The 25461-nt window shown below is 70.1% G+C and carries 28 protein-coding genes and 1 riboswitch; of the genes, 17 read left to right on the top strand and 11 right to left on the bottom strand.

The window, feature by feature from the left end; all coding sequences use genetic code 11:
• The first annotated feature begins 54 nt into the window (after window positions 1–54).
• The 3 genes from ACFU6I_RS17160 to ACFU6I_RS17150 all read left to right on the top strand — a co-directional run bounded on the left by ACFU6I_RS17160 (window position 55) and on the right by ACFU6I_RS17150 (window position 1984).
• Window positions 55–690, top strand: coding sequence for an ATP-dependent Clp protease proteolytic subunit (locus ACFU6I_RS17160; RefSeq protein ID WP_384366898.1), 636 nt, complete (start codon window positions 55–57; stop codon window positions 688–690).
• Between the two features lie 7 nt (window positions 691–697).
• Entirely contained in the window at window positions 698–1006 is a 309-nt protein-coding gene (locus ACFU6I_RS17155; protein WP_384366895.1) for a hypothetical protein, read from the top strand.
• 315 nt (window positions 1007–1321) lie between these two features.
• Window positions 1322–1507: riboswitch (cyclic di-AMP (ydaO/yuaA leader) on the top strand.
• Window positions 1508–1510: 3 nt separating this feature from the next.
• Window positions 1511–1984 (top strand): C40 family peptidase, encoded by a 474-nt coding sequence (locus tag ACFU6I_RS17150; RefSeq protein ID WP_384366892.1) that lies wholly within the window; start codon window positions 1511–1513, stop codon window positions 1982–1984.
• A 41-nt stretch (window positions 1985–2025) separates the two neighbouring features.
• Here ACFU6I_RS17150 and ACFU6I_RS17145 read toward each other — a convergent pair whose 3' ends face one another.
• Entirely contained in the window at window positions 2026–2667 is a 642-nt protein-coding gene (locus ACFU6I_RS17145; RefSeq protein ID WP_384366889.1) for a LysE family translocator, read from the bottom strand.
• Between the two features lie 72 nt (window positions 2668–2739).
• On the opposite strand from ACFU6I_RS17145, the gene ACFU6I_RS17140 reads away from it, so the two are divergent.
• A complete protein-coding gene (locus tag ACFU6I_RS17140; RefSeq protein ID WP_384366886.1) occupies window positions 2740–3657 on the top strand; it encodes a LysR family transcriptional regulator in 918 nt (305 codons plus the stop codon).
• 23 nt (window positions 3658–3680) lie between these two features.
• Here the strand turns inward: ACFU6I_RS17140 and ACFU6I_RS17135 are convergent, their stop codons facing one another.
• Window positions 3681–4112 carry an ATP-binding protein gene (locus ACFU6I_RS17135; RefSeq protein WP_384366883.1) on the bottom strand — a complete coding sequence of 144 codons (432 nt, stop codon included), beginning with the start codon at window positions 4110–4112 and terminating at the stop codon, window positions 3681–3683.
• A gap of 203 nt (window positions 4113–4315) precedes the next feature.
• On the opposite strand from ACFU6I_RS17135, the gene ACFU6I_RS17130 reads away from it, so the two are divergent.
• Both ACFU6I_RS17130 and ACFU6I_RS17125 read left to right on the top strand, forming a co-directional pair.
• Window positions 4316–5173, top strand: coding sequence for a helix-turn-helix domain-containing protein (locus ACFU6I_RS17130; RefSeq protein WP_384366880.1), 858 nt, complete (start codon window positions 4316–4318; stop codon window positions 5171–5173).
• A gap of 27 nt (window positions 5174–5200) precedes the next feature.
• Window positions 5201–5407, top strand: a complete 207-nt coding sequence (locus ACFU6I_RS17125) for a DUF397 domain-containing protein (protein ID WP_384366877.1) — start codon at window positions 5201–5203, stop codon at window positions 5405–5407.
• A 13-nt stretch (window positions 5408–5420) separates the two neighbouring features.
• Here ACFU6I_RS17125 and ACFU6I_RS17120 read toward each other — a convergent pair whose 3' ends face one another.
• Window positions 5421–6563, bottom strand: coding sequence for an 8-amino-7-oxononanoate synthase (locus ACFU6I_RS17120; RefSeq protein ID WP_384366874.1), 1143 nt, complete (start codon window positions 6561–6563; stop codon window positions 5421–5423).
• Between the two features lie 144 nt (window positions 6564–6707).
• Here ACFU6I_RS17120 and bioB point away from each other — a divergent pair, with 144 nt between their 5' ends.
• The 4 genes from bioB (at window position 6708) to ACFU6I_RS17100 (ending at window position 10697) form a co-directional block, all read left to right on the top strand.
• Window positions 6708–7880: a biotin synthase BioB gene (gene bioB / locus ACFU6I_RS17115; RefSeq protein ID WP_384366871.1), complete on the top strand. Its 1173-nt coding sequence runs from the start codon at window positions 6708–6710 to the stop codon at window positions 7878–7880.
• Window positions 7873–9177, top strand: coding sequence for an adenosylmethionine--8-amino-7-oxononanoate transaminase (locus tag ACFU6I_RS17110; RefSeq protein WP_384366868.1), 1305 nt, complete (start codon window positions 7873–7875; stop codon window positions 9175–9177). The genes bioB and ACFU6I_RS17110 overlap by 8 nt, the downstream gene beginning before the upstream one ends.
• 1 nt (window position 9178) lies before the next feature.
• On the top strand, window positions 9179–9874 hold the full coding sequence (gene bioD / locus ACFU6I_RS17105; protein ID WP_384366865.1) for a dethiobiotin synthase: 696 nt from the start codon (window positions 9179–9181) through the stop codon (window positions 9872–9874).
• A 139-nt stretch (window positions 9875–10013) separates the two neighbouring features.
• Window positions 10014–10697, top strand: coding sequence for a class I SAM-dependent methyltransferase (locus tag ACFU6I_RS17100; protein WP_345511755.1), 684 nt, complete (start codon window positions 10014–10016; stop codon window positions 10695–10697).
• Window positions 10698–10961: 264 nt separating this feature from the next.
• Here the strand turns inward: ACFU6I_RS17100 and ACFU6I_RS17095 are convergent, their stop codons facing one another.
• From ACFU6I_RS17095 to ACFU6I_RS17085, 3 genes are all read right to left on the bottom strand, one after another.
• Window positions 10962–11444 (bottom strand): hypothetical protein, encoded by a 483-nt coding sequence (locus ACFU6I_RS17095; RefSeq protein ID WP_384366862.1) that lies wholly within the window; start codon window positions 11442–11444, stop codon window positions 10962–10964.
• A gap of 64 nt (window positions 11445–11508) precedes the next feature.
• On the bottom strand, window positions 11509–11880 hold the full coding sequence (locus ACFU6I_RS17090) for a fic family toxin-antitoxin system, toxin component (protein WP_384366859.1): 372 nt from the start codon (window positions 11878–11880) through the stop codon (window positions 11509–11511).
• Complete coding sequence (locus tag ACFU6I_RS17085) at window positions 11877–12104, bottom strand: antitoxin (RefSeq protein ID WP_345511758.1); 228 nt, start codon at window positions 12102–12104, stop codon at window positions 11877–11879. The genes ACFU6I_RS17090 and ACFU6I_RS17085 overlap by 4 nt, the downstream gene beginning before the upstream one ends.
• A gap of 120 nt (window positions 12105–12224) precedes the next feature.
• On the opposite strand from ACFU6I_RS17085, the gene ACFU6I_RS17080 reads away from it, so the two are divergent.
• The 5 genes from ACFU6I_RS17080 (at window position 12225) to ACFU6I_RS17060 (ending at window position 17410) form a co-directional block, all read left to right on the top strand.
• Window positions 12225–13106, top strand: coding sequence for an LLM class F420-dependent oxidoreductase (locus ACFU6I_RS17080; protein ID WP_384366856.1), 882 nt, complete (start codon window positions 12225–12227; stop codon window positions 13104–13106).
• 54 nt (window positions 13107–13160) lie between these two features.
• Window positions 13161–13586, top strand: coding sequence for a GNAT family N-acetyltransferase (locus ACFU6I_RS17075; RefSeq protein ID WP_384366853.1), 426 nt, complete (start codon window positions 13161–13163; stop codon window positions 13584–13586).
• Between the two features lie 196 nt (window positions 13587–13782).
• Window positions 13783–15120: a hemolysin family protein gene (locus ACFU6I_RS17070; RefSeq protein ID WP_384366850.1), complete on the top strand. Its 1338-nt coding sequence runs from the start codon at window positions 13783–13785 to the stop codon at window positions 15118–15120.
• Entirely contained in the window at window positions 15117–16136 is a 1020-nt protein-coding gene (locus ACFU6I_RS17065; RefSeq protein WP_384366847.1) for a hemolysin family protein, read from the top strand. The genes ACFU6I_RS17070 and ACFU6I_RS17065 overlap by 4 nt, the downstream gene beginning before the upstream one ends.
• Before the next feature lie 431 nt (window positions 16137–16567).
• Window positions 16568–17410: an SGNH/GDSL hydrolase family protein gene (locus ACFU6I_RS17060; protein WP_384366844.1), complete on the top strand. Its 843-nt coding sequence runs from the start codon at window positions 16568–16570 to the stop codon at window positions 17408–17410.
• A 372-nt stretch (window positions 17411–17782) separates the two neighbouring features.
• Here the strand turns inward: ACFU6I_RS17060 and ACFU6I_RS17055 are convergent, their stop codons facing one another.
• The 5 genes from ACFU6I_RS17055 to ACFU6I_RS17035 form a co-directional block, all read right to left on the bottom strand.
• Window positions 17783–18931: a glycosyltransferase gene (locus ACFU6I_RS17055; RefSeq protein ID WP_384366841.1), complete on the bottom strand. Its 1149-nt coding sequence runs from the start codon at window positions 18929–18931 to the stop codon at window positions 17783–17785.
• Window positions 18932–19303: 372 nt separating this feature from the next.
• On the bottom strand, window positions 19304–20065 hold the full coding sequence (locus tag ACFU6I_RS17050; RefSeq protein WP_384366838.1) for a hypothetical protein: 762 nt from the start codon (window positions 20063–20065) through the stop codon (window positions 19304–19306).
• The gene (locus tag ACFU6I_RS17045) at window positions 20062–20688 is read right to left on the bottom strand and encodes an RNA polymerase sigma factor (RefSeq protein ID WP_266988394.1); all 627 of its coding nucleotides are present in this window, start codon (window positions 20686–20688) and stop codon (window positions 20062–20064) included. The genes ACFU6I_RS17050 and ACFU6I_RS17045 overlap by 4 nt, the downstream gene beginning before the upstream one ends.
• Before the next feature lie 178 nt (window positions 20689–20866).
• A complete protein-coding gene (locus ACFU6I_RS17040) occupies window positions 20867–21301 on the bottom strand; it encodes a hypothetical protein (RefSeq protein WP_384366834.1) in 435 nt (144 codons plus the stop codon).
• A 124-nt stretch (window positions 21302–21425) separates the two neighbouring features.
• A complete protein-coding gene (locus ACFU6I_RS17035; RefSeq protein WP_384366831.1) occupies window positions 21426–21992 on the bottom strand; it encodes a L,D-transpeptidase in 567 nt (188 codons plus the stop codon).
• On the opposite strand from ACFU6I_RS17035, the gene ACFU6I_RS17030 reads away from it, so the two are divergent.
• On the top strand, window positions 21979–22263 hold the full coding sequence (locus ACFU6I_RS17030; RefSeq protein WP_384366828.1) for a hypothetical protein: 285 nt from the start codon (window positions 21979–21981) through the stop codon (window positions 22261–22263). The two genes, ACFU6I_RS17035 and ACFU6I_RS17030, sit on opposite strands and share 14 nt — an antisense overlap.
• 441 nt (window positions 22264–22704) lie before the next feature.
• Window positions 22705–25422, top strand: a complete 2718-nt coding sequence (locus tag ACFU6I_RS17025) for an FG-GAP-like repeat-containing protein (protein ID WP_384366825.1) — start codon at window positions 22705–22707, stop codon at window positions 25420–25422.
• Window positions 25423–25461 lie beyond the last annotated feature (39 nt).

Raw genomic sequence — 25461 nt, 5'->3', positions numbered from 1 at the left:
ATTTTTTACAGATGCTCCCGCAGGCGCGTACAGACACCGGAGGAGAGGCCAGCCATGTTCCGCCCTGCCGCCCGTTACGTCCTGCCCGAGTTCACCGAGCGCACGACCGACGGGACCCGCACCCTCGACCCGTACTCCAAGCTGCTCGCCGAGCGCATCGTCTTCCTCGGCACCCCGGTCGACGACACCGCCGCCAACGACCTGATCGCGCAGTTCATGTATCTGGAGCACGCCGCGCCCGAGCGGCCGATCTCCCTCTACATCAACTCCCCCGGCGGCTCGTTCGGCGCCATGTCCGCCATCTACGACACGATGGACTACCTCACCTGCGAGGTGGAGACGTTCTGTCTCGGCCAGGCCGGTTCCAGCGCGGCGGTCCTGCTCGCCGCGGGCGCTCCCGGCCGACGGCATGCCCTGCCCGGGGCCAGGGTCGTCGTCCAGCAGCCCGAGCTCCCGGAGCCGGTTCAGGGCCAACCGTCCGATCTGGAGATCGAGGCACGGGAACTGGTCCGCGTCCGTGAGCTGCTCACCCGCATGCTGGCCCGCCACACCGGCCGCAGCGCCGAGCGGATCGCCGCCGACTTCGAGCGCGACCTCATCCTCGACGCCGCCGGAGCCAAGGCGTACGGGCTGGTGGACCACGTCCTGGAGAACCGCAAGACGTCGCTCCCGCCGAACAGCGCGAGGTGAACCGCCGATGCAGCCACCCCACCTCCCACCGCTGCCCGCACTGACGCGCGCCGAGGCCGAGTTCATCGACTGCTACCTGGAAGTGCTCGACCAGCTGGGCCGGATCAACCCGGCCCGCGGCAGCGACACCTACGGCGCGCTGCGCGCGGCCCAGGCACTCGCCTCACGTTCGGGCGCCCTGCGGGACGCGCTCACCTTGATGCACGAGCGGGGTGAAGCACACATCCACGCCGCCACATTGGCACGGGCACTGCGCGTGTTGGACGGGGAACGGCGGGCCGGACGGGTCACCGTGCCCCCGGCCCCGATGAGTTGATCATCTCTCCATGGGCGACACGCCCGGCATGTTGATCGAATTTTCTCGCTCGTCCGGCGCAAGGAATCCCCCGCGAGAGGGATGACTCGACTTGCGCCGCCGACGTGGACGGCGAGCGAAATATGCCGTTCCGCCGCTGGTACGGGACGGGTCGAGACAGCCTGACGAGTGCTCACATCATCCCTCGCTCACCCAAACAGACGATTGGTAACGAACTTCGCATTTCGCTGTTTTGGTTCGGAAATCCGGCAGTCGGTGAGTCAAGATCCGTGGGACGACAAGCCCCCGCCACCACGGCGAGGCGGTCCGGGCGGACGCCGAGTCCTGCCGCCGCCCGGATGACTGGTCGACATAAGTGGATCGGCAGGAGTGGAGGACCCGAGCACAACGGGTCGACCGGCATCCGGTCGACCCTCGGGGTGAAGCCGCATCGCGCGGCCGGGCAACTTCGCCAGCCCGAACCCGACAGGTCATCCTTCACAGGCGGCTGACGAAGGGTTGCGCATGACTGCGCAGGTTCATGTCCCGTTTCTGATCACCCGGGCCGGTACGGCCACAGTTCTGACGCTCGCCGCCGTCGGCGGCTCCATGCTCGCTCCCGGCGCCGTGACCGACGCCCATGCCGCGACGCGTGCGACGAAGGCGCTCAAGATCGCCGCGTCGAAGCAGGGATCGCCGTACCGGTACGGGGCCACCGGCCCCCACCGTTTCGACTGTTCCGGGCTGATGATGTACGCGTTCAAGAAGGTGGGCAAGAGGCTCCCACGCACGGCCCAGCAGCAGTACAACAAGTCCCGCCACATCTCGGCGTCGAAGCGGAAACGCGGCGATCTGGTCTTCTTCCACTCGGGGCGCAGCGTCTACCACGTCGGCATCTACGCCGGCAGGGGGAGGATCTGGCACTCCCCGAAGACCGGTTCCGTCGTGCGGCTGGAGAAGATCTGGACGAGGAGCGTCTGGTACGGACGAGTTCGCTGATCCCTCCGTTTCTCCTCCGCCCCCCCCATTCACCACGTGCTTCAGTGCACCAGGGGTCCGGTCACCAGGACCAGCCCCAGCGCGGTGAGCGCCGCGCCGCTGCCGCCCTCGATGGCGCGGGCGGTACGCGGCCGGCGCAGCCACCGGCCCAGGCGGTCCACCAGGAGCGCCACGGCCGGGAACCAGATCAGCGCGAGCAGCACGACGACGGTGGCCAGCAGCAGGGTCCTGGGGAGGGGCGGCTGTCCGTCAGGGACGAATTGCGGCAGCAGGCTCAGGAAGAGCACGGGCGCCTTGGGGTTCAGAGCGTTGGTCAGAAAGCCCTGGCGCAGGGCGCGCCGCGTGCTGGTCGCCGTCGGCCCTCCGTCCCCTCCCGTGTCCACGCCCGCATCCCTGGCGCGGCGCCGCGCCGCGTGCACGCCGCTGATTCCCAGATAGAGGACGTACGCCCCGCCGAGCAGCTGCACCGTGCGGAACAGGACGGGCACCGTGACAAGGACCGCCGCGAGCCCGGCGACGGCGAGCGCCGTGTGGATGAGCAGTCCCCCGGCGACCCCCAGCGCCGTGGCCACCCCGGCCGCACGCGAGGCGAGTGCGTTCCGTACGACCACCGTGAAGTCCGCGCCCGGCAGCGCCACCATCCCTGCGGCGACCCCGATGAAGGCGATCAGTTGTCCGTCCATGGGTCCACCATGGACCGACTTAGCCTTCAGCATGTACTTGCAATCTTCTGGGTCTGCCAAAAGGAATGCTTAATGTTCGATCCGACGCGGCTCGCGGCACTGGTGGCGGTCGCCGAGGCCGGTTCGATCACGCGCGCCGCCGCCCGCCTCGGCTACACCGCGCCCGCACTCTCCCAGCAGCTGACCAAGCTGGAGCGGGAGGCGGGCGCCGCGCTGCTGGTGCGCCACCACCGAGGCGCCCGGCTGACGGCAGCGGGCGAGCTGCTGGTCGTACGCGCCCGGCGGGTCCTCGACGAGATGGACCGTGCGCGCCACGAACTGAGCCGACTGGCCGGGCTCTCCGGCGGACGCCTCCGGGTCGGCACGTTCACCACGGCGGGCATCCATCTGCTGCCGCCTGTACTGAGCGCGTTCCGGCGCGCCCACCCGGATGTGGAGCTGTCCGTCACGGACTACGAACCGCCCGGGGGGATCGCCGCCGTCGCCTCGGGCGAGGTCGATCTGGCGCTGACCCATGCGTACGAGCCGGGGCCTGCGGCGCCGGTGCCGTCCGGGGTCTGCGTGGAGCCGCTGCTGGTCGAGGAGCTGGTACTGATCACTGCGGTCGGCCAGATGCTGTCCGAGGGGACGGGACGGCTGCCGGTTACGGAGCTGGCAGGCCGGCCGCTGGTCAGCAGCGCACCGGCCCATCCCCCCCGCCGCGGGGTGGAGAACGCCCTGGCCGAGGTGGGGGCGACGCCCGCGGTGGTCTGCGAGTCGCCCGGCTATGCCCTGGTGTGCGCCCTGGTCAGCGCGGGGATCGGGATGGCGGTGGTGCCGGAGATGGTCGCAGCGATGTCGCCGGCTCCGCTGTCCGTGCGGCGGCTGGAACCCGCGGCGTTCCGGCGGACGATCTCGGTGGTGCACCACGGCGAGCACGCGAGCGGAGCGGCGGCGACGCTGTGCGCACTGCTGCGCGGCGGCTTCGGACGGGCGACGTCGGTGCAGTGACGTGCGCCCGCCCGCTCGGGCAGTCAGGGGTGGGCGGGTACGGTCCACGGGAGCGCGATCCAGACGGTCTTGCCCCCCTCGCTGGTGGGCGTGACCCTGAGACGTCCGCCGCACTCCTTGACCAGACAGCGGATGATCACCATGCCGCGGCCGTTGTCCTGCTGCACGGCGGCGGGCGGGCGCCGGGGCCGGCGGGGGTGACTGTCCGTCACCCCGAGGTGCAGCTGCTCCTCACGCTCCAGCCGGAGGTCCACGGTGAAGGTGGGCGACTGGCCGAAGGTGTGCTGGACGGCGTTGGTCACGAGTTCCGAGACGATGAGCCGGATGGTGTCGGCGGCCTCGGTGTCGTCGGGCAGTCCCCAATCGGCGAGCACCCGGGCAACGTATCTCCGGGCTGCGGGGACCGAGACCGGCTCGCTGGGCAGAGTGACACGTGCTTCTTGATGGTCTGCCATGGCGAGCCGTCCCTTTCCTGCCCGGACCGACCCACGACCGGTCCGGGATGTGCTTCGCGCCAGATTGCCACTGATGCTGCCCGCTGTGACGCCGATCCAACGAGATATGCATATATCTGTCGCTCGAAGCGGTGAACTCCGGCCCGGACAGGCGCGGGTGGCGGCACACTGGCCCCTCTGTACGAGAGGGAGGGAGGCCGCCGATGCAGCACGGCCCCGCAGTACGTCGCCGCAAACTCGGGGAGGAACTGCGGAGTCTGCGCCACACGTCCGGACTCACCAGTCGGGACGCCGCACGGATCCTCGGCTGGCACCAGTCGAAGGTGAGCCGGATCGAGACCGGTGCGAGCGGGGTGAAACCGGCCGATGTGGGCCGGCTGCTGGATGCCTACGGCGTGGACGACGCACAGTTGCGGGCGCTCCTGGAGATGCTTGCGGGCTCGGCGGGCGGTGGCGGCACGGGCTGGTGGCACGCCTACCGCGGCCTCATCCCGCCCCAGTACCGGGACTTCATCAGTCTGGAGTCCCAGGCCCGGACCGCCCGCACGTTGGAGACCTCGGTGGTTCCCGGACTGCTGCAGACCGCCGACTACGCACGGGCGGTGACCCGTTCGTCCCTGGACGGACTGCCCGCCGGTCAGCTGGACTCGCTGGTGGAGGTGCGGCTCGCGCGGCAGGGAGTGCTGCGGACAGACCCGCCGTTGCGGTTGACCGCGGTGCTCGACGAGGCGGTGCTGCGGCGCGAGGTCGGCGGGCGCCGAGTGATGCGGGAGCAGCTGCGCCATTTGGCGCGGTTGTCCCAACTACCCCATGTGCAGGTGCAGTTGCTGCCGTTCTCGGTCGGCGGATACATCGGAATCACTGGGCCGTTCGTTATCTTCTCATTTCCGAATACTTCTGATCTGGATGTGGTCGTTCTTGACCATTTGACGAGTAGCCTCTATCTGGAGCGGAAAGAAGACCTTGAGGCGTACAGCTCGGCCTTCCGCACGATGCAGGCACACGCGCTGTCGCCGGAGCACTCGTTGGACCTCATCGCCGCGATCGACCGCGACGGTTAGGAACCTCAGACTGCCCGAGGGGGCCCGATGTCCGATTGCCTCGCACAGCACGAGTTACGGTGGCGGCGCAGTAGCCGCAGCACGGGTATGAACAACTGTGTGGAAACAGCTCCGTTCGGCGCGGAACAGCTGGCGGTGCGGGATTCCAAAGACGTGTCCAGGCCCCCGCTGCGGTTCTCCGCGGCGGCCTGGACTTCGTTCGTCTCCGGTCTGAACGACGGTCCGGTCGGCTGACCGGCCGACTCCGTCAGGTCAGTGGCGCGGTTCGCAGGACGGTCGCCACCGCGGTCGCGATCTGCGCCTCCGTCAGATCGGCCCGTGCGGTGAGCCGCAGCCGCGAGATGCCGTCCGGGACCGACGGCGGGCGGAAGCAGCCCACCGCGATCCCGGCCGCGCGGCAGTCGGCCGCCCAGCGCACCGCCGCGTCCGGCGAAGGCGCCCTGACCGAGACGACTGCGGCGTCGGGGCGCACGGCGGTCAGCCCTCCTGCGGTCAGCCGTTCGTACAGTGCGGTGGCGACCGTACGGGCCCTGCCCGCGCGTGCCGGCTCCCGGCGCAGCAGGCGCAGGCTCGCGAGAGCCGCGCCCGTCGCGGCCGGTGCGAGCCCGGTGTCGAAGATGAAGGTGCGGGCCGCGTTGATCAAATGGTCGATCACCCGGGCCGGGCCGAGGACCGCTCCACCCTGACTGCCCAGGGACTTGGACAGGGTGAGGGTGGTGACGATCCCGTCACCACCCGCGAGACCGGCGGCGGCGAGGGCGCCGCGCCCGCCCTCCCCGAGCACGCCCAGACCGTGCGCGTCGTCGACGAGCAGCGCGGCGCCCTCCGCACGGCAGACGTCGGCCAGTTCCGGCAGCGGCGCGGCGTCTCCGTCGACGGAGAAGACCGAGTCGGTGACGGCCAGGGCGCGGCCGCCGTGCGCGCGCAGCTCCTTGGCGACGGATTCGGGATCGGCGTGGGGCACGACGACTGTGTCCGCCCGGGAGAGGCGGCAGCCGTCCACGATGGAGGCGTGATTGCCCGCGTCGGAGACGATCAGGGAGCCACGACCGGTGAGGGCGGTGAGGGCGGCGAGATTGGCCGCGTAGCCGGAGGAGAGGACGAGGGCCGCTTCGAAACCGCAGAATTCGGCGAGTTCGCGTTCGAGCTCGGCGTGCAGCGCGGTGGAACCGGTGACCAGCCGGGAGCCGGTGGCGCCCGCACCCCACCGGTGCGCGGCCTCGGCGGCGGCAGCGGTCACCTCGGGGTGCCGGGTGAGGCCCAGGTAGTCGTTGCTCGCGAGGTCCAGCAGTTCCGGCTCGGCGCGCCGGGGGCGCAGAGTACGGACGAGCCCGGCGTCCGCACGGCGGCGCGCCTCGTCATCGATCCAGTCGAACGGGGCGAAGGACATGGCGGCGGTCCCTTTTGTAGGCAGCTCACAGACCCTAACCGGGGGCGCGGCCCGTCATGGTGTGGCGATACACACAGGCTCGGTGGGCTCTGTTGTCCGGTTCCTCCTTGGCTGCGGGCGGTGCCGTGCGCCAGGATCGTGACCATGGACCTCCTGAACACGTTGGTGGACAAGGGGCTGCGGCGCGAGCTGCCGACCCGCGAAGAAGCACTCGCCGTGCTGGCGACCTCGGACGACGACCTCCTCGAAGTGGTGGCCGCGGCCGGGAAGGTGCGCCGTCAGTGGTTCGGCCGGCGGGTGAAGCTGAACTATCTGGTCAATCTCAAGTCCGGGCTCTGCCCGGAGGACTGCTCGTACTGCTCTCAGCGGCTCGGCTCGAAGGCCGAGATCCTCAAGTACACCTGGCTGAAACCGGACGAGGCGTCGAAGGCCGCCGCCGCCGGGGTGGCGGGCGGCGCGAAGCGCGTCTGTCTGGTGGCGAGCGGCCGCGGTCCGACGGACCGGGACGTCGACCGGGTGTCGCAGACGATCGAAGCGATCAAGGAGCAGAACGAGGGCGTCGAGGTGTGCGCCTGCCTCGGTCTGCTCTCCGCCGGGCAGGCCGACCGGCTGCGTTCCGCGGGCGCCGACGCGTACAACCACAACCTCAATACGTCCGAGGGGACGTACGGGGACATCACCACCACCCACACCTATGCGGACCGGGTGGAGACCGTCCAGCAGGCGCAGGCCGCGGGACTCTCGGCGTGCTCCGGGCTGATCGCCGGAATGGGTGAGAGCGACGCGGATCTGGTCGACGTCGTCTTCTCGCTGCGCGAGCTGGACCCGGACTCGGTTCCGGTGAACTTCCTGATCCCGTTCGAGGGGACCCCTCTCGCCAAGGAGTGGAACCTCACCCCGCAACGCTGTCTGCGCATTCTGGCGATGGTCCGGTTCGTCTGCCCGGATGTCGAGGTCCGGCTCGCGGGCGGCCGAGAAGTGCATCTGCGCTCGATGCAGCCGCTCGCCCTGCACCTGGTCAACTCGATCTTCCTGGGCGACTATCTGACCAGTGAGGGCCAGGCAGGGCAGGCGGATCTGGACATGATCGCGGACGCCGGTTTCGAGGTGGAGGGCGCGGGTACGACGACGCTGCCCCGGCACCGTACGGACGCGGAGACCGATGGCGGCTGCGGCTCGCACGCGGGAGGCTGTGCGCCCTGCGGTGACGTGGCCGACGAGCCGGCGGACGCCGAGGCCGGGACGCCGGGCGCGCGTACGGATCTGGTGGCGGTCCGCCGCCGTGGCGCGGGAACGGATCTCGCACCCAATGCCTGAGCCCCTCACCCCGGCCGAACTGCGGGCCCTGGACCGGGACCACGTCTGGCATCCGTACGGCCCGATGCCGGGCCGGCAGGAGCCGCTCGTCGTGGAATCCGCGTCCGGAGTACGTCTGCGGCTCGCCGAACCTGCCCACGGCCAGAGCGAGTTGGTCGACGGCATGTCGTCCTGGTGGTCGGCGGTGCACGGCTACAACCACCCGGTGCTCAACGAGGCGGCCCGTGGCCAGCTGGACCGGATGAGCCATGTGATGTTCGGCGGGCTCACCCATGAGCCCGCCGTGCGGCTGGCCGCCAGGCTGGTCGAGATCACACCGGAGCCGCTGCGCCATGTCTTCCTCGCCGACTCGGGTTCGGTGTCGGTCGAGGTCGCGGTGAAGATGTGTCTGCAGTACTGGAACTCGACCGGAAAGCCCGCCAAACAGCGGCTGTTGACCTGGCGCGGCGGCTACCACGGGGACACCTGGCAGCCGATGTCCGTCTGCGACCCCGAGGGCGGCATGCATGAGCTGTGGTCGGGCGTACTGCCCCGGCAGGTCTTCGCCGACGAGCCGCCCGGCGGTTTCGACGAGGAACCGGATGAGACGTACGTACAGCATCTGCGGGGGCTGATCGCACAGCATGCCGATGAGCTGGCCGCGGTGATCGTGGAGCCGGTGGTGCAGGGTGCGGGCGGGATGCGGTTCCACTCCCCCGGCTATCTGCGGGTGCTGCGCGAGGCGTGCGACGCCCATGACGTGCTGTTGGTGTTCGACGAGATCGCGACCGGTTTCGGGCGTACGGGGAAGCTGTTCGCCGCCGGGCATGCCGGGGTCTCCCCCGACGTGATGTGCGTCGGCAAGGCGCTGACCGGCGGCTATCTGACGATGGCGGCGACCCTCTGCACCGCACGGGTGGCGGACGGTATCTCGCGCGGCAGGGTCCCGGTGCTTGCGCACGGGCCGACCTTCATGGGCAACCCGCTGGCCGCATCGGTGGCCCTCGCCTCGATCGATCTGCTGCTCGGCCAGGACTGGCAGCAGGAGGTCAAACGTCTGGAAGCGGGGTTGCTGGGGGGCCTGGCCGGGGCCCGCGCGATCGCAGGTGTACGGGATGTACGCGTTCTGGGCGCCATCGGCGTCGTACAGCTCGATCACGACGTGAACATGGCGGCGGCCACCGAGGCCGCGGTCCGTGAGGGCGTGTGGCTGCGCCCGTTCCGGGACCTGATCTACACGATGCCGCCGTATGTGACGGGCGACGACGATCTGGCGCGAATCTGCCGTGCGGTGTGCGCGGCGGCGCGGGAGGGCTGAGATGTCGGTACTGATGGTGAGCGGTACGGGTACGGAGATCGGCAAGACGGTCGTCACGGCGGCCGTGGCCGCGGTGGCGGTCGCCTCCGGGCGTTCGGTGGCCGTGCTCAAGCCTGCCCAGACGGGCGTTGCGCCGGGCGAGCCGGGCGATGTCCTCGAGGTGCGCAGGCTTGCCGGCGAGACGGTGACCGGCCTCGAACTGGCCCGGTTCCCCGATCCGTTGGCTCCGGACACGGCCGCGCGGCGGGCGGGTCTGACGCCCGTGCGCCCGGAACAGATCGCGGAGGCGGCCGAGAAGCTCGCCACCGAGCACGATCTGGTGCTGGTCGAGGGCGCGGGAGGGCTGCTCGTACGTTTCGACGACCGAGGCGCCACGCTCGCGGACGCGGCGCGGCTGCTCGGCGCTCCGGTCCTGGTCGTGGCACCCGCAGGGCTCGGCACGCTCAATTCCACCGCGCTGACCTCGGAGGCGCTGCGGACGCGTGGGCTGAAGTGCCTGGGCGTGGTCGTGGGCAGCATGCCCGCCGAACCGGATCTGGCCGCGCGCTGCAATCTCGACGATCTGCCGGTGGCGGCGGACGCGCCGCTGCTGGGCGCCGTACCGGCGGGCGCGGGCGCCCTCGCACCCGCCGAATTCCGTGCCCGGGCGGCGAGTTGGCTGACCGCGGAGTTGGGCGGGAACCGGACCGCCGACTGACGGCTGAGTGGCCCGCGACGGGGCAGAATCAAAGTAGCCGTACTTTGCCGGCCGGGTTTCTCACGTCGGGCAGCTCCGGTCGGGCGGGACCGCCCGACCGAGCCGTCCGTTGCAGCCGGTCCTGTCGAGGAGGTCCGTCATGCATCTGCGGAGCACGAAGATCCCGAAGGACGCGGTGCACCACCCGGTCTTCGCCCGGTTCTACGCCCGCATGAGTGTGGCGGCGGAGACCAGGGCCGGGATGGCGGCCATACGCTCGGAACTGCTCGCTGGCCTGTCCGGACGCATCATCGAGGTCGGTGTGGGCAACGGCCTGAACTTCGCCCACTATCCGCCCGCCGTCTCCGAAGTGGTGGCGATCGAACCCGAGCGCGCCCTGCGGCAGTTGGCGGTACGGTCCGCGCTGCGTGCCGGCATTCCGGTGGATGTCGTACCGGGCGCCGCGGAGGCGCTGCCGGTGAAGAGCGAGGCGTTCGACGGGGCCGTCGCCTCACTGGTGCTGTGCACCGTACGCAATGTCGAACGGTCGCTCGCGGAGATCGAGCGGGTGCTGCGTCCCGGCGGGGAGCTGCGCTTCTTCGAGCATGTGCGGGCCGATGACCGCGCCATGGCGACGGTGCAGCGGGCACTGGACCGCACGGTGTGGCCGCTGCTGGGCGGCGGGTGTCATACGGCGCGGGACACGCTCACCGCGATCGAGGAGGCCGGCTTCGTGGTGGAGGCGTACCGCAAGGTGAAGATGCCGGACTGGGGGATCCGGCTCCCCACTTCTGAGTGCGTGCTGGGCGTGGCCCGCCGGACCACCGTGGTGGACACCTCCTGAGGCGTGCGGGCCCGTCTTTCGGATCAGGTGCTAGTGCCTTGACCGGCAATGTTTGCCCCATGAGGAGCGCCGTCCGGTGCGTGTGATCGCAAGGCGGCCGGAAGTCCTTGGATGGGGTCTCCCCTGCTCGAACGGAGTTGAGAGCTTGGGGAAGGAGCTACCAGGGCTTTTGGCCAACGCGGAAGGGGGTCCCCCCTGGCCCTTGAGGCCTTGGGGGAGCGCGTGCCGGACGGCGCGACGGGGAAAAGCTTGCCGGGAGGGGCACTAGTCGTCCTGCTCCAGCCGGTCCGCGAGCGCCCGCAGCGCGTCGGCGAGGTCCTTCTTCGTGGGCAGCTCGTCAATCTTCTTGTCGAGCTCGTCGATCCGCTTCGCCAAGTCGTCGAGGCTCGCCGGTTCGCTGGGGGCCGGGCTGCCGGTGGGACCCGGGCTGTCGGTGGGATCCGGGCCTCCGGTCGGGCTCGGCGCCTCGCTCGGGCTGGGGTCGACACCGCCCGAACCGCTCACGCTGCCGCCATCGGAGCCGCCGCCGTCCGTGCTGCCGCCGTCCATGCTGCCGCCGACGGTGCTGCCGCCGCCCTCGCCCGTGCCGGGGTCGGACGTCGCAGTGGGGGCGGGGGTCGGATCGGCAGAGCCGTCGTCCGGCGCGCCGACGGCGATCGCTCCGCCGACTCCGAGCACCAAGGCCGCCGCAGCACCCACGACCGCGACCGTCATCCGTCTCGCACGTGTGTTCCTTATGTGTGTCATGCGCCGGACGCTAACGATGGTTCACGACGGAAGGCGGCATTCCAGGAGACTCACACAACAGGATTCACAGACTCCACTGACGCAGTTCGTCGGCAACGGCCCGGACGTCGGCCTTGCCCTCCTTGACCAGCCGGGCCAGGTCGCGCACCTGCTCGGCCGAGGTGATGACCTTCAGCCCGGAGGCGACGAGATAGCCGTACGCGACGGCGGAGGCGAACATCGCATTGGAGTGTTCGAGCGCGGGGACATGGAGGAGCAACTGCAGAAGCGCGGCAGCCCTGGAGTACGGATCGCTGTAGACGGGGCTGCCGAAGATCTCCGCCTCATGACGGGCGACTGCGGCGACCAGCGCTCCCCAGTCGACGACCTGCGGGTCACCGGGCGTCTTGTGCTCGGCGACCATGAGCAGCCAGGAAAGGTCGATCCGGAGGTTCAACGGTGACCTTTGCGCTCCGGGCCGAACTCCTCGGCGAACACCGACTCGTACTGCTTCATGAAGTCGGCAGCGGCTTCGACAAAGGTGTGTCCGACTTCGCCCGCGTCCTGTTTGACGAGCTCCTCTATGTAGCGGTTCACGCTCATCCCCCTCTGCAGCGCGCGCTGCCGCGCGGCCTCGGCGGTGGCCTCGTCCACTCGTACGTTCAGCTGAGTCTTGGGCACACCACCAAGCTAGCGCCGGACTGCTAGCACCGGCAAGAGGGCGGTTCGGCATACGGATGCGGCTCGCCCTTGGCAGAGTAGGTGGACCGTCCATCGAATGTCCCTGGGCAAGGAGAGTTCATGACGAGGTCGTTCCGATTCGGAGTGAACATGCTGACGCCGACCGGTGGGCAGGACTGGCGCGCCCGATGCCGTCGCGCGGAGGAACTCGGCTACGACGTCATCCTGGTCCCCGACCATCTGGGCATGCCGGCCCCCTTCCCCGCACTGGTGGCCGCCGCGGAGGCCACGGAGCGCCCCCGTGTCGGCACCTTCGTACTGAACGCCGCCTTCTGGAATCCGGCACTGCTGGCCCGCGAGGCGGCCGGTACGGACGCGCTGACCGAGGGACGCCTGGAGCTGGGAATCGGGACCGGATACGTCCGCGAGGAGCACGACCGGGCGGGCATCGAGTTCCTCTCCCCCGGCGGCCGGGTGGATCATCTGCGACATACGGTCGAGGAGGTGGACCGCCTGCTGCGCGAGGACACCGGGCTGCCGAGGTCCGCGCAGAAGCCCCGGCCCCCGTTGCTGATCGGCGGGAACGGGGACCGGGTCCTGCGGCTGGCGGCACAGTTTGCTGAGATCGTCGCGTTCACCGGGGCCGTCAGCGATCGCAACGGCACACTCACGCCTCTCACCGCCGAGCAGCTCGACGGGCGTGTCGCCGCCTACCGGCGATTCGCCGCGGGGCGGGAGAGCCCAGCCGAACTGAATCTGCTGATCCAGTACGTCCGGGCCACCCGCGACCGTCGTGCGGCCGTGCGCGAAGTGCTGCCGAAGACACCTCACCTCGACGAGGACCAGGCGCTGGCCCTGCCGCTGTTCACGGTGGGGACGGTCCGGCAGATGGCCGAACAGCTCAGGGAGCAGCGGGAGCGCTACGGCTTCTCCTACCTGACGGTGCTGGAGCCGAACATGGAGGCGTTCGCCCCGATCCTCCAGGAACTCGCGGGGAGCTGACCGCATGGCGGAATTCGTTCGACGGTGCGGCGGACCCGGTGATGGGGTAAAAGCATGAATGATCTCGCGATCCGCACAGCGGCACCGGCCGACCTCGACGCCGTCCTCGCCTTCTGGAAGGTGGCGGCGGAAGGCACCAGCATCAGCGACGACCGGGACGGCATCGAACGGCTGGTCGCCCGCGACCCCGGAGCCCTCATCCTCGCGGAACGTTCCGGCGAGCTCGCCGGAACGGTGATCGCGGGCTTCGACGGCTGGCGGTGCCACCTCTACCGGCTCGCGGTCCATCCGGACCAGCGGCGGCAGGGCGTCGGCCGGGCACTGCTGACAGCGGCGGAGGAACGATTCGTACAGCTGGGCGGACGGCGTGGTGATGCGATGGTGCTGAACCGCAACGAGCTCGCGCACCACGCCTGGCATGCTGCGGGGTATGCGCCCGAGCCGCAGTGGAGCCGCTGGGTGAAGCACCTCAAGGACTGAGACCGAGGGCTGGGAGCCTCGCGGAGATCACCCGTGCGCGAAGCAACTTTGCCCATCCTTTACCATGGATGTTCATATGACCGCCCCTTCCCGAAAGGTGTGAGCGTCCGCCCATGGGCGAGCCTCCCAGTAGCCGACATCGCCGACGCCAGGCGAGCCTCCTGCCACTGCCCGATCATGGGACGGAGGTGAACCGATGACCGAAGTGCTTCTGCTGCTCGTGGCGGTCCTGCTCTCACTCGCCTGCGGTGCCTTCGTCGCCGCCGAGTTCTCTCTGACCACGGTCGAGCGCGGCCAGCTCGAACGAGCCGTGGAGCGGGGTGAACGGGGTGCGGCGAGCGCCATGAAGGCGGTGCGCAGTCTCACCTTCCAGCTCTCCGGCGCACAGCTCGGCATCACCGTCACCAATCTGGTCGTCGGCATGCTCTCCGAACCGTCGATCGCAAAGCTGATCCGTGGCCCGGTGGAGGCCATCGGCCTGTCCCCGAGCGTCTCGTCCTCACTGGCGCTGGTAATCGGAACAGCGCTGTCCACGGTCTTCCTGATGGTCGTGGGCGAACTCGTCCCGAAGAACTGGGCGATCTCCTCGCCGCTCGCCGTGGCGAAGGCCGTGGCCACCCCGCAGCGTGCCTTCACCGCGATCTTCCGGCCCTTCATCAGCCATCTCAACAACACGGCCAACCGGATCGTGCGCCGCTTCGGTCTCGAACCGGCCGAGGAGCTGGCCTCCGCCCGAAGCCCCCAGGAGCTGGTGGCGCTCGCCCGCCACTCCGCCAAGGAGGGCGCGCTGGAGGCGGACACCGCGGAACTGTTCGTCCGTACCCTCAATCTGGCCGAACTGACCGCGGAGAACGTGATGACCCCGCGGGTGCAGGTCACCGCGCTGGAGGTGCAGGCGACCGCCGAGGACGTCGCCAATGCCACCCGGGCGACCGGGCTGTCCCGCTTCCCCGTCTACCGGGGCAGCCTCGACACCGTCGTCGGTGTCGCGCACATCAAGGACGTCCTGGCGATCCCGGCCGAGGAGAGGTACCGCAAGCGCGTGTCGCAGATTTTGCGCGAACCCCTGCTCGTACCGGAGAGCCTCACGGTGGACCGGCTGCTCGACAGGTTGTCCAGCAAGTTCCCGATGGCCGTCGTCATCGACGAGTACGGCGGCACGGCCGGTGTCGTGACGCTGGAGGACATCGTCGAGGAGGTCGTCGGCGAGGTGCGCGACGAGCACGACCCGCACGAGACGCCGGACCTCGCACCGGCAGGTGAGGACGCCGACGGGCGCACCCTGTGGTCGGCCGACGGCGCCGCCCGCATGGACCAGTTGCGGACGATCGGACTGCGGGTGCCGGACGGACCCTACGAGACGCTCGCCGGACTGATCGCCACAGAAGTCGGCCGGATCCCCGTCGTCGGTGACTCCATCGAGCTGGCCGACTGGCGGCTCGACGTCGTGGACGCCTCCGGGCGCCGCGCCGCACGGGCGCTGCTGCACGCACCGCTGCCCGGCTCCGACGACGAGAGGGAGGACGGACAGTGACTGCCGTCCAGCTCTTCATCGGTCTGTTGACCCTGGTCGTCAACGCATTCTTCGTCGGCGCGGAGTTCGCGCTGATCTCCGTGCGCCGCAGCCAGATCGAGCCCCAGGCGGAGGCCGGTAACCGGCGTGCGCGGAGCGTCATCTGGGGCCTGGAACATGTGTCGGCGCTCCTCGCGGCGGCTCAGCTCGGCATCACGCTCTGCACACTGGTCCTCGGTATCGTCGCCGAACCGGCCATCGCGCATCTGCTGGAGCCGGTCTTCGACGTGGTGGGTGTGCCGCACGGACTGGTGCATCCGATCTCGTTCGTGATCGCCCTGTCCCTGGCGACGTATCTCCACATGCTGCTCGGCGAGATGGTCCCGAAGAACGTCGCACTGGCCGAGCCGGTACGGACCGTGCTGCTGCTCGGTCCGCCCCTGGTCACCCTCGCCAGGGCGCTGCGTCCGGTGATCTTCACGGTCAACACCTTCGCCAACACGCTGCTGAAGCTGCTGCGGGTGGAGGCGAAGGACGAGGTGTCCTCGACGTTCTCCGACGACGAGCTGGCCCGGCTGGTGCAGGACGCCGGTGACGCCGGGCTGGTCGACGACCGCGCCGCCGAGCGGCTGCACCACGCACTGGAGCTGGGCCGTCGCCCGGTACGGGACGTCGTGCTACCGGTCGAGCAGGTGGTCTACACCAGGGTCGGGACGACACCCGAGGAGCTGGAACGGCTCTCGGCCGAGACCGGATTCTCACGCTTCCCGGTGATGAACAGCGAGCAGCGGATCCTGGGGTACCTCCATGTGAAGGACGCCCTGGACGTCGCGCCACGCGATGTGCCGTTCCCGGTCACGGCGATGCGGCCGATCGCCCGGGTGCGGGCTGCGACGCCCCTCGACGACGTGCTGACCGCGATGCGCCGGAGCCGTACGCACCTGGCGGTGGTGCTCGACGAGGGCGACCGGCTCGCCGGCATGGTCACGATGGAGGATGTGCTGCGCGAGCTGGTCGGACGGCCGCAGGCACGCTGACGGACGGACCGGGGTTACGCGACAGCGCTCACGGGCGTGGCCCCGCGCCGGGGCGCGAGCGGCGGGGCCACGTGGCGGGGGACGCGCCACGTGGCCGGCCGGAGGACCGGGACAGGCCGGCGGGACCATGGCGGTCTCCACCGCACTCCGACTCATGTGCCCAGGTCGCAGGGCTCCTCATACTCACTCCCGGCCCGTTGCCGACCGGGCCGGCCACCGCGCCCGGCCTCGTCCGGCCGGTCCTGCCGATCGCCTTCGCGCAGGTCCTGTGCGGCCGGCTGCCGCGGGCGCGGTGGCCGGCCCGGAGCTCGGGGAAGGTCGTCGCGGGGTTCGGGCTGCGGCCGGCCCTCAGCGACTGCCCTCGCCACCGGACGCGGGGCGCGGCTCCGCCCGGAAGGGGCCGGACGCCACCGCGATACGATCCCATGGCCATGGAAATGAATGCCTCCTACACCAGTCTTGTCGCGGTCGGCGACTCCTTCACCGAGGGCATGTCGGACCTGCTGCCCGACGGCTCGTACCGCGGCTGGGCCGATGTCCTCGCAGGCCGGCTCGCCGCCCGCACCCCCGGGTTCCGGTACGCGAATCTCGCCGTGCGCGGGAAGCTGATCCGCCAGATCGTGACCGAGCAGGTCGATGCGGCCGCCGCCATGCAGGCGGACGTCGTCACACTGGTCGGCGGTCTCAACGACACCCTGCGGCCCAAGTGCGACATGGGAATGGTGCGCGGCCGGCTGGAAGAAGCCGTGGAACGCCTCGCGCCGTCGTGCAAGAAGCTCGTGCTGATGCGCAGCCCGGGCCGCAACGGACCGGTCATGGAGCGCTTCCGCCCCCGCATGGAGGAGCTGTTCTCCCTGGTCGACGAGTTGGCGGATCGCCACGGTGCGCTGGTCGTCGATCTGTACGGGGCACCGGCACTCGGCGATCCCCGGCTGTGGGACGTCGACCGGCTGCATCTGACGGCCGAGGGACACCGCAGGGTCGCCGAGGCGGTCTGGCAGGCGCTCGGACTGCCACCGGAGCACGACTGGCAGACGCCACTCCCCACCGCGGTGCCCCCGCGGTGGGCGATACGGCGCGTCGACGACCTCCGCTTCGCTCGGCAGCATCTGGCGCCATGGATAGGGCGGCGTCTGACCGGCCGGTCGTCCGGGGACGGACGGACCGGCGCCCAGTTCAACGCCGAGCTGGGGAAGGCATTCTGGGTCACCCCCGAGGACCCCCTCGCCCCGGGCCCGGTGGCTACCTGGCGCCGAGTGGACGGCACCCGCTAGGGCGGGTGCCGGAAGTGCCGCCGTCCGCCCGAAGGGTGGGCCCGGCGGCGTCCGGTGCGTGCGATCGCAAGGCGGAGGGTCACCCTCGTACTGGACGTACGTGGACGACCCCGACAACGCAGCGAGCGTGCGTGCCGGGCGTCGCGGGGCAGGCGGGACTTCCGACACACGCCCTAGTACTGCGACCGGCAAGGTTTCCCCCGTCGCAGCGCCCGGCACGCCCGTCCTCCGCGCACTCGAGGTGCTCGGTGTCCGGCCGGACGAGGGCCTGGGTCGCCGTGAGCAGCTCTTGCCGGCTCATGAAAGACAGTCGAACGTCCGGCACTGACAACCGGGCCTCGCGGGCTGCCACGTACTCGAATGGGCGATGCGTCAGGCGTGACAGCTGCTGCAGCTGCCGGCCGTGGGGTGCGGGCCCCTCCGCCAGTCCGGGGGCGACGCCCACGAGGCGGTCCGCGCGGCCTGCCGCCGCTCCGCGAACTCCCGGTTGGTGAGCGTCTGTCGGCGATAGGCGTCGGGGAGATCCGGCATCGACAGCAGCCGGTCGCAGGCCCGGAGCGATCCGTCGATGTCACCGACCCAACAGGCGGTGACCGAGTACTCGAAGAGCAGCCCCCAGCGGTACACCCAGGGCTGGACGAACAGCAGGTCGTCCGGCGCCTCCCGGTCGAGTCCCGCGCAGACGAAGGCGTGTGCGGCGTGATGGCGGCCGAGGCCGCGCAGCCGCGAGGAGAGTTCGTAGCAGGCTTCGAGCCGTTCCGGGCGGGCCTCCCAGGCGCGCGAGAAGGTATCCATGGCGGACGGCCAGTCGTCGGAGTCGGCTCTGAGGATCCCGGCCTGCAGCAGCGAGCAGTACACCTCTTCGCTCCAGCCCCCCATCTGCGCACGGCGCTCGTACAGCGCGATCGCCTTCTCCCTCTCGCCGAGGTCGCGCATGGTCTGGGCCAGATAGAAGACGGTGCGGCTATTGGCGGGGTCGCGTTCGAGCTCGGCACCGAGCAGCCGTGCGTCGCGTTCGAATTTGTCGTGCCGCGATCCTCCGTCGTCGTGGTCCTCGATGACGAGAGCGTCCAGCAGCTCCTGGTCGTCGCGCTGGTCGGAGGTGAGGAACTCGTGGGCGACGCCTTCGTACCGCCAGGCGATGTCACCGCGGACCAGGCGCTTGCTGCGGCACTCGGTCGCGCCCTCGTGCCGCAGCACGTACGAGTCGGCGGTCAGCAGGGGCAGTGGACCGGTCCTGCGGACCACCAGGTCGGCGTCCAGGAGAAGCAGGTAGTCGGCTTTGGCGTGCGCACGCCGGATGTTCAGGCTCCGGTTGTGGCCGAAGTCCACCCAGGGATCCTCGTGGAGTTCCCCCGGGATGCCGTCGAGTGCGGCACGGATCAGCCGTTGGGTTCCATCGGTCGAGCCGGTATCGGAGATCACCCAGGTGTCCACCAGACCGCGGACGGAAGCGAGGCAGCGCTCGATGACGCGCGCCTCGTTCTTGACGATCATGCACAGGCAGATGGACGGCTTCATGGCAACACCAATCCCCGGCAAGTAGGTCCGAGAGACCTTAGGGAAACCACCCGGGAAGGTGGTGGCGGCACGCCGGAGTCGGGGCACCGGGGTCACAATCGCACGGGTCTCCCATGGCATCGCGGCCCGTCACGCCTTTGCCGCTGCCGACCGGACGAACCAGGTCGATCGGGTCCTCCTCCACACCGGCTCCCGCCCCTCAGAAGGATGATTCGGCGATCTGTCCCACCGTCCAGGGACCGCCTCAGCACAGTCCGAGGGGGTCGTCGGACCGGGCCCGGGTTCCGTCCGGTCCGAAGCGGTCCTGACCGGCCCCAGCCATGACAGCGTGGTTGTGCCCCACCGGGGTGAACTCCCCGTGCAGGGCCTGTCTCAGCGTGCGGTGGAGTCGCTCTGGGCGCCGTTCCGGTTGCCCTTCACCGATTCCGAGGTCTGCCCAGGGTCCTGTACCTCCGACTTCCCCTTGCCCGTCCGGTCCTTCTCCTTCGATGTCTGGGGACCGAGAAGCCCGTCGCAGTAGCCAGGCACAGCCGATGCGCCACCGGCCGCAGCCTCCAGGCGGTCGAAGGCCGTAGCGTCCGCGGCCTTTCCCTTCCCCTGATCCGGGCGGTACGCACGACAGTGCGCCTCGTCGTCCTGTGCCTGGTCCGGGTGGCCGGCGGATCGACCGACGCCCGGCAGCTCCGTCGGCCCCGGTTGTGTACGGCCTGCGGCGGGATCCGGCGCACCTGACCGGGGGCTGCCGGGCGCATCGGATGCGGTGGAGGCACTCCTCGCGGGGTGTGCGGGACGCGTCCGGTCGCGCCCGTCGTCATCGAACGGCGTCGGCATCGCGCCCGACCCCGCGGCCGCCGCGACCCCGCCGAGCGTCGCCGCGGCCGCAAAGCCGACGATCATCGCCCGCGCCGACCGGACGAAGCTCAGCCACTCGACCGGTCGCCAGTCATCGCGTCTGCGACGCCGCAGCAGCGACACGGGTGCGATTGCCCCCTCGTCGCGCGCCGCCCGGAAGGCATCGAGCGCTCGTTGCTCGGCTACGGGGCCGGCCTCACCGGAACGTTGCACGGCTGCCAGCAGAGCGGCCACTTCGGGGGATACCGGCGCATCGGTCGCCTTTGGCGATTCATCTCTCATGTCTCATCTCTCAGCGTGCGGCGTGACGCAGACGTCACACTGCCCGACCCTCCTGATCCCAGATGTTCGGCCAGTCTCTTCAGCCCGCGGTAGGCGGACGTGCGTACGGCCCCCGCACGCTTGCCGAGTACCCGCGCAGTCGCGGGACCGTCGAGGCCGACGACGACACGGAGCAGAACGGCTTCCGCCTGCTCCCGCGGCAACTCGCGGATGAGTGCGAGCGCCTGCTGGGTGGAGAGCGTCTCCAGGGCGGATCCGGCGGTGTCCTGACTGTCCGGCAGTTCGAGGATGTCCTGCTCCAGAAGTGCTGTTCGCGGCCGCCGCCGCTGCTTGCGCAAGTGATCCAGCGCCCGGTGCCGGGCGATCGTCGCGGTCCAGCCGCGAAACCCCGCCCCGTCCCCACGGAACCGTCCGAGGTCACGGGATATCTCCAGCCAGGCGTCGGACGCCACGTCCTCGCCGTCCTCGCCGACCAGTCCCCGTACGTAGCCGAGCAGCCCGGGATGAACCAGCCGGTACGCCACGGCGAAGGCTTCCTCGTCACCTTGCTGAGCCCGCTCCACCGCAGCGCCGAGCTCGGCGTCGTCCATCTGCCCGCGGCGCTGTTCCCCGCCTTTGGCCACACTTTCCTCTTCGTACCGACTGCGTCCGACGTATACCGCCCCGAAACGACTCACCGGGCCCTCGTCCCCCGGCCCGTCCACCCCTCTACTTCCTCTGCGTGACGGCGCACAGAAATGTCACAGCCAGGGCGTTCGCGATGCGAGGGCAATCTGCTGCGCGAGTCCGGATCCACCCAGGTCACAGGGCGGCGACGGGACGGCGGGCGCGCCCGTGCAGCAACAGGTAGAAGCGCTGGAGCGACTCCTCCGACGCCGACTCGAATCGGTTCGCCACCTTCCCGATCGGGTTCCAGACCCGCCCGTCGGGCATGCGGACACCCGCCGCCTGTCCGAACAGTTCCCGCTGGCCGTCGTCGAGGTCCACCCACCGGCCGCCGGCCCGGCGCACCATGACTTCGCCGGTGTACGCGCCCAGCCCCCGCAGAAACGGCTCGACCTGTGCCCGCTCCGGTCGGCTGTGCCGCAGCCCGTCGACGATCAGGTCGACGAGCCGCAGGCTGACCACGGAGTAGTCGAGCGGCAGTCGGTTCCGCTCGGTCAGCTGCGCGACGAAGCGCGTGACATAGGCACGCATCTCCGACACCGCAGGAAGCTTCTCAAGATCACTATCCATGCCTGCCCCAGCGACGGACGGCCGCAGAGCATCACAGGTATCGGACGTGTCTGTTCTCATACGGCGAGTTCCAGCCAGTTGTACAACCCACCGATCCTGTCACGCGTCGACGGGCCTCACCGCATCAGCCAATGGCGATACGCGGATGGGCGGAGGGCTTGATCCACGCCATGATGCTGTCCATGGTGGCGCGTGGCACCGAGACGCACCCCGCGGTCGCCCCACTCCCGTTGACGTGAAGGAAGATTCCGGCCCCGCGACCGGGGGTGGCCGGCCAGCGGTTGAAGTTGATCACCAGCGCCTTGGCGTACTGCGTCGGATAGTTGACAAGATGTTCGCTCCCCCGTTCACCGGTCTCGACAAGAGGGAAGTCCGCACCGACGGAGGAGTGCATCGAGTTGTAGTACTTCGACTCCGGGTCCTCCACCCACCAGTGGCTGGAGTCGACCCGGGTGTACGGCATGGCCGTGCCCCCGGCCTCGACACCGAAGCCTTCGGTGATGGTGTACGTCCCCGAGGGCGTGGTGTACGTGCTCTGCTTGCGGGTGGCACCGTCCACGACACCGTTCGACCCGACCCGGCCGCTCGCGGAGAGGACTGATTTCCAGCCGCCCGAACCCTTGGCCCACGCCGTGACGGTGGCGTACGAACCGCTCGCCTTCACAGTGATGAGCTGCGTGGCGTCACCCACGGAAGCGGGCACGGGGAACGAGGGCGCCGATACCGGCGCCTGGGCGCCCCCCGTACCGCCGTCCGCATGCGTCCCCGTCCCACCGGCGGACGGCGAACGGCTACCGGACGGCTTCACGGATACGGAGGCGGACGCAGAGGCGGAGGCCGACCGGGAAGGGGACGCGGAGGCCGAGGCCGAGGCGGAACCGCTGGGAGAGTGGGCCGCGTTCGGCACCTTCGCAGCCTCGCTACGGGAACTCGGCACGACGTCTGCGGCAGCGGCGCCGTGATCCTGCCGGCCGCAGGCCGACGCCAGGAGCATGACGCCGGCAACGGCCATGATGGAGGGCATCTTTCGGGAAAAGGGCAGCACGGCGCATTCCTCCGGGAACAGGTGAAGTGGGCGTCCCGGCCGCCGGCGAGAGAGGCGGGGAGAAGGCGGGACGGCGAGAGCGACGCGGTTATATATCAGCTCGTCATCAACACGCGAGCTCGCGAACATTTCAGACGAATCGTCACCGGCTCGACCACGGGCGGTCCAGCCATCCCATCGCCACCCCCGCCGTCACCACCCAAACCGTGATGTACGCCACACGAGGTCGAGCTGTGTGACGTTTCGACACCTCCATGCGCTGGGTAACCCAGGCCGCCTGTGTGACGGGTGTGCCGCAGACAAACTTCTCTGAAGGGTGGGGCATTTGAGCCCGCGCACGTCGCATGCGTACAGACCGATGAGCCTGAAACGCCGCGCCTGGCTGACCGTCGGCGCCGTCGTTCTCGGCGGGGCCGGTGTGGTGACGGTCGCCATCGCGAATCCGTCCGACGGCGCGGCCGGTCCCAAGGGCCCAAAGGCGCGTCCGGCGACGCTGCGGTCGCTCGCGATCAGCGGTGGCACCGCCACGGAGCGGCAGTTGCCGACCACCAGCACGGCGCCGTTCTCACTGGTCGGCATCGGCTGGGACGGAGCGGCGAAGGTGGACGCCACCGCTCAGGTCCGTACGCGGTCGGCCGACAAGGGCACGTGGTCGTCCTGGCGTGAGCTGGAGGTGTCCCCCGACGGACCGGACGGGCGGGAGCAGGCTGCCGCGCACCGCGTCACCGAGCCGCTGTGGGTCGGAGCGTCGGACGCCGTACAGGTGAAGGTGGGGTCGGGGCGGCAGGGCAAGGCGCTGCCGAAGGGCCTCGAACTGCACATGGTCGACCCCGGCGTCAGCAAGGCGGAGTCCAAGAACCCTGCGGGGGCGACCCTCGCCCCCGCCGGTCCTGAGAATGCGGCGTTCGCGCTGGAGGGGACCTCGACGCCCACGGCGTCGGACACCACCGGTGCTCCCACCGACACCGCCACGCCGACCGGTCCCGGAACGCCGTCGGCCACGGACGCCGCCTCTCCGACGGAGACCACTGCCGTCACCCCGACGCAGACGGCCACCGTCACCCCGACGGAGTCCATCACCGCGAAGCCCACGGACACGGGCACCCCGACTCCCGTACCCACAGCACCGCCGTCGACGGTCAACCGGCCGCCGATCATCAGCCGTGCCCAGTGGGGCGCCGACGAGTCGCTGGTCGAGGATCCGCCCGAGTACATCGACAAGGTGCAGGCGGTCTTCATCCACCACACCGTCGACACGAACAACTACAGCTGCGGCGACTCGGCCGCCATGGTCCGCGCGATCATGACGTACCACGTGAAGACCGACGGCTGGAACGACATCGGCTACAACTTCCTGGTCGACAAGTGCGGTCAGATCTTCGAGGGCCGTGCCGGCGGCGCCGACCTGCCGGTCAAGGGCGCCCACACGTACGGCTTCAACTCCTACTCGACGGGCATTTCGCTGCTCGGCAACTTCGAGACGGGCAAGCCGACTCCGGCCGCGCTGCAGTCCGCGGCCCGCATCGCCGCCTGGAAGCTCGGTCAGTACGGCGTCAGCCCCACCGCCGAGGTGACGCTGACCCGCCTCGTCACCGATGCCGACGGCAACACCGCGCCCGACGGTGACGTCACGTTCAACACCGTCGCCGGACACCGCGACGGGTACGCCACCACGTGCCCCGGCACGTACCTGTACTCCAGGCTCAGTGCCATCCGGACGTACGCCATCAACGGCACCCGCAACGCCGCGATCCCGACCACCGACTTCAACCGGGACGGCATCACCGACCTGATCGTCGGCCTCCCGAAGGCGGCGAGCAGCGACGGAAGCGTCACCGTGCTGCCCGGCACCGAGGACGGCCCGAACCCGGCGGCGAAGCGGACGCTGAACCAGAACAGCGCGGGCGTGCCCGGCAGCTCCGAGGCGGGCGACCAGTTCGGATCGTCCAACGCCTGGGGCGACGTCAACGGCGACGGGTACGCCGATCTGGTCGTCGGCGGGCCCGGCGAGGACATCACCCAGGCCGACAACGGCACGGTCGTCGTGATGTACGGTCCCGGCCTCACGACCGGCAAGGGCTACTCGGTCACGTCGTCCGGGCGGATCGGCGGCGAGAAGCTCGGTACGACCGTCACCACCGGTGACTTCAACGCCGACGGCAAGGCCGACATCTTCTCCGTCGCGCCGGGCAAGCCCGGCCGCTGGTGGGCCTGGGACGGCAGGACCGGCGCAGCAAAGTCCGAATATCTGAACACCACCGCCTACACCTCCGCGGTCGGAAACGCGGCCTCGGTCACCGGCGACTTCAACAAGGACGGCTACGCGGACGCTGCCGTCAACTACCGTGACCCGAGCGGCATCGGGCGCCTGCTGTGGCTGAAGGGTTCCACCACCGGTCTCCAGCGGGTCGGCATCCTCGACGCGCGCGGCGGACGTTCGCTGGCCGCCGGTGACATCAACGGCGACGGTGCGACCGACCTCGCGGTCGGCCAGCCCTCCGCCACCGAGTCCGGGCACACCGCCAAGGGCGGCGCCGTCACTGCGGTCTTCGGTTCGGCGACCGGCCTGACCTCGACCGGCCGCAAGACGATCCACCAGGACACCACCGGCGTACCGGGCGGCGGCGAGACCGGAGACGACATGGGGGCGTCCGTCTCCATCGGCGACGTCGACCTCGACGGGTACGGCGACATCCTCACCGGTGCCCCGGGCGAGGACATCACCCGCGGCGGTGTCAACCGGAGCAACGCCGGACAGGTCTTCCTGATCCGCGGCTCCGCCACCGGTCCCACCGGCACCGGGGCGGTCGGATACAGCCAGGACACCACCGGCATCCCCGGCTCCACCGAGCCGAACGACCGGCTCGGCTCGTCCGTGTCGCTCACCGATCTCTCCGGCTACTCCCGGGCGGACATCGCGATCGGCGCGGACGGCGAGGACACCGACAACGGCACGATCCTGCAGATGGACAACACCAGCACCTCGGGCATCGACACCGGCAGCGGCCTCTATTACGGGGTGTCGGCGCTCGGTTCCTCCACCGGTATCCGGATCGGGCTGAACCTGGCCCCGTAACTGCCGTCCTCCCCCGCACAGGGACCCCGGAGCCCCTCG

It is taken from the genome of Streptomyces sp. NPDC057486 (genome assembly GCF_042802415.1).
GTDB lineage: Bacteria > Actinomycetota > Actinomycetes > Streptomycetales > Streptomycetaceae > Streptomyces > Streptomyces yanii.
Note: the sequence above shows the minus strand (reverse complement) of the source record. Positions and strands in the feature narration are given on the sequence as shown.

What these genes read in the sequence shown, in the direction of transcription:
- ACFU6I_RS17040 (WP_384366834.1), bottom strand. Translation starts at nt 21,301, where the DNA reads ATGGATAGTGATCTTGAGAAGCTTCCTGCGGTGTCGGAGATGCGTGCC.
- ACFU6I_RS17080 (WP_384366856.1), top strand. Translation starts at nt 12,225, where the DNA reads ATGACGAGGTCGTTCCGATTCGGAGTGAACATGCTGACGCCGACCGGT.
- ACFU6I_RS17050 (WP_384366838.1), bottom strand. Translation starts at nt 20,065, where the DNA reads ATGAGAGATGAATCGCCAAAGGCGACCGATGCGCCGGTATCCCCCGAA.
- bioD (WP_384366865.1), top strand. Translation starts at nt 9,179, where the DNA reads ATGTCGGTACTGATGGTGAGCGGTACGGGTACGGAGATCGGCAAGACG.
- ACFU6I_RS17075 (WP_384366853.1), top strand. Translation starts at nt 13,161, where the DNA reads ATGAATGATCTCGCGATCCGCACAGCGGCACCGGCCGACCTCGACGCC.
- ACFU6I_RS17145 (WP_384366889.1), bottom strand. Translation starts at nt 2,667, where the DNA reads ATGGACGGACAACTGATCGCCTTCATCGGGGTCGCCGCAGGGATGGTG.
- ACFU6I_RS17055 (WP_384366841.1), bottom strand. Translation starts at nt 18,931, where the DNA reads ATGAAGCCGTCCATCTGCCTGTGCATGATCGTCAAGAACGAGGCGCGC.
- ACFU6I_RS17120 (WP_384366874.1), bottom strand. Translation starts at nt 6,563, where the DNA reads ATGTCCTTCGCCCCGTTCGACTGGATCGATGACGAGGCGCGCCGCCGT.
- ACFU6I_RS17070 (WP_384366850.1), top strand. Translation starts at nt 13,783, where the DNA reads ATGACCGAAGTGCTTCTGCTGCTCGTGGCGGTCCTGCTCTCACTCGCC.
- ACFU6I_RS17100 (WP_345511755.1), top strand. Translation starts at nt 10,014, where the DNA reads ATGCATCTGCGGAGCACGAAGATCCCGAAGGACGCGGTGCACCACCCG.
- ACFU6I_RS17130 (WP_384366880.1), top strand. Translation starts at nt 4,316, where the DNA reads ATGCAGCACGGCCCCGCAGTACGTCGCCGCAAACTCGGGGAGGAACTG.
- ACFU6I_RS17110 (WP_384366868.1), top strand. Translation starts at nt 7,873, where the DNA reads ATGCCTGAGCCCCTCACCCCGGCCGAACTGCGGGCCCTGGACCGGGAC.
- ACFU6I_RS17095 (WP_384366862.1), bottom strand. Translation starts at nt 11,444, where the DNA reads ATGACACACATAAGGAACACACGTGCGAGACGGATGACGGTCGCGGTC.
- ACFU6I_RS17060 (WP_384366844.1), top strand. Translation starts at nt 16,568, where the DNA reads ATGGAAATGAATGCCTCCTACACCAGTCTTGTCGCGGTCGGCGACTCC.
- ACFU6I_RS17125 (WP_384366877.1), top strand. Translation starts at nt 5,201, where the DNA reads ATGTCCGATTGCCTCGCACAGCACGAGTTACGGTGGCGGCGCAGTAGC.
- ACFU6I_RS17025 (WP_384366825.1), top strand. Translation starts at nt 22,705, where the DNA reads ATGAGCCTGAAACGCCGCGCCTGGCTGACCGTCGGCGCCGTCGTTCTC.
- ACFU6I_RS17140 (WP_384366886.1), top strand. Translation starts at nt 2,740, where the DNA reads ATGTTCGATCCGACGCGGCTCGCGGCACTGGTGGCGGTCGCCGAGGCC.
- ACFU6I_RS17135 (WP_384366883.1), bottom strand. Translation starts at nt 4,112, where the DNA reads ATGGCAGACCATCAAGAAGCACGTGTCACTCTGCCCAGCGAGCCGGTC.
- ACFU6I_RS17155 (WP_384366895.1), top strand. Translation starts at nt 698, where the DNA reads ATGCAGCCACCCCACCTCCCACCGCTGCCCGCACTGACGCGCGCCGAG.
- ACFU6I_RS17160 (WP_384366898.1), top strand. Translation starts at nt 55, where the DNA reads ATGTTCCGCCCTGCCGCCCGTTACGTCCTGCCCGAGTTCACCGAGCGC.
- bioB (WP_384366871.1), top strand. Translation starts at nt 6,708, where the DNA reads ATGGACCTCCTGAACACGTTGGTGGACAAGGGGCTGCGGCGCGAGCTG.
- ACFU6I_RS17150 (WP_384366892.1), top strand. Translation starts at nt 1,511, where the DNA reads ATGACTGCGCAGGTTCATGTCCCGTTTCTGATCACCCGGGCCGGTACG.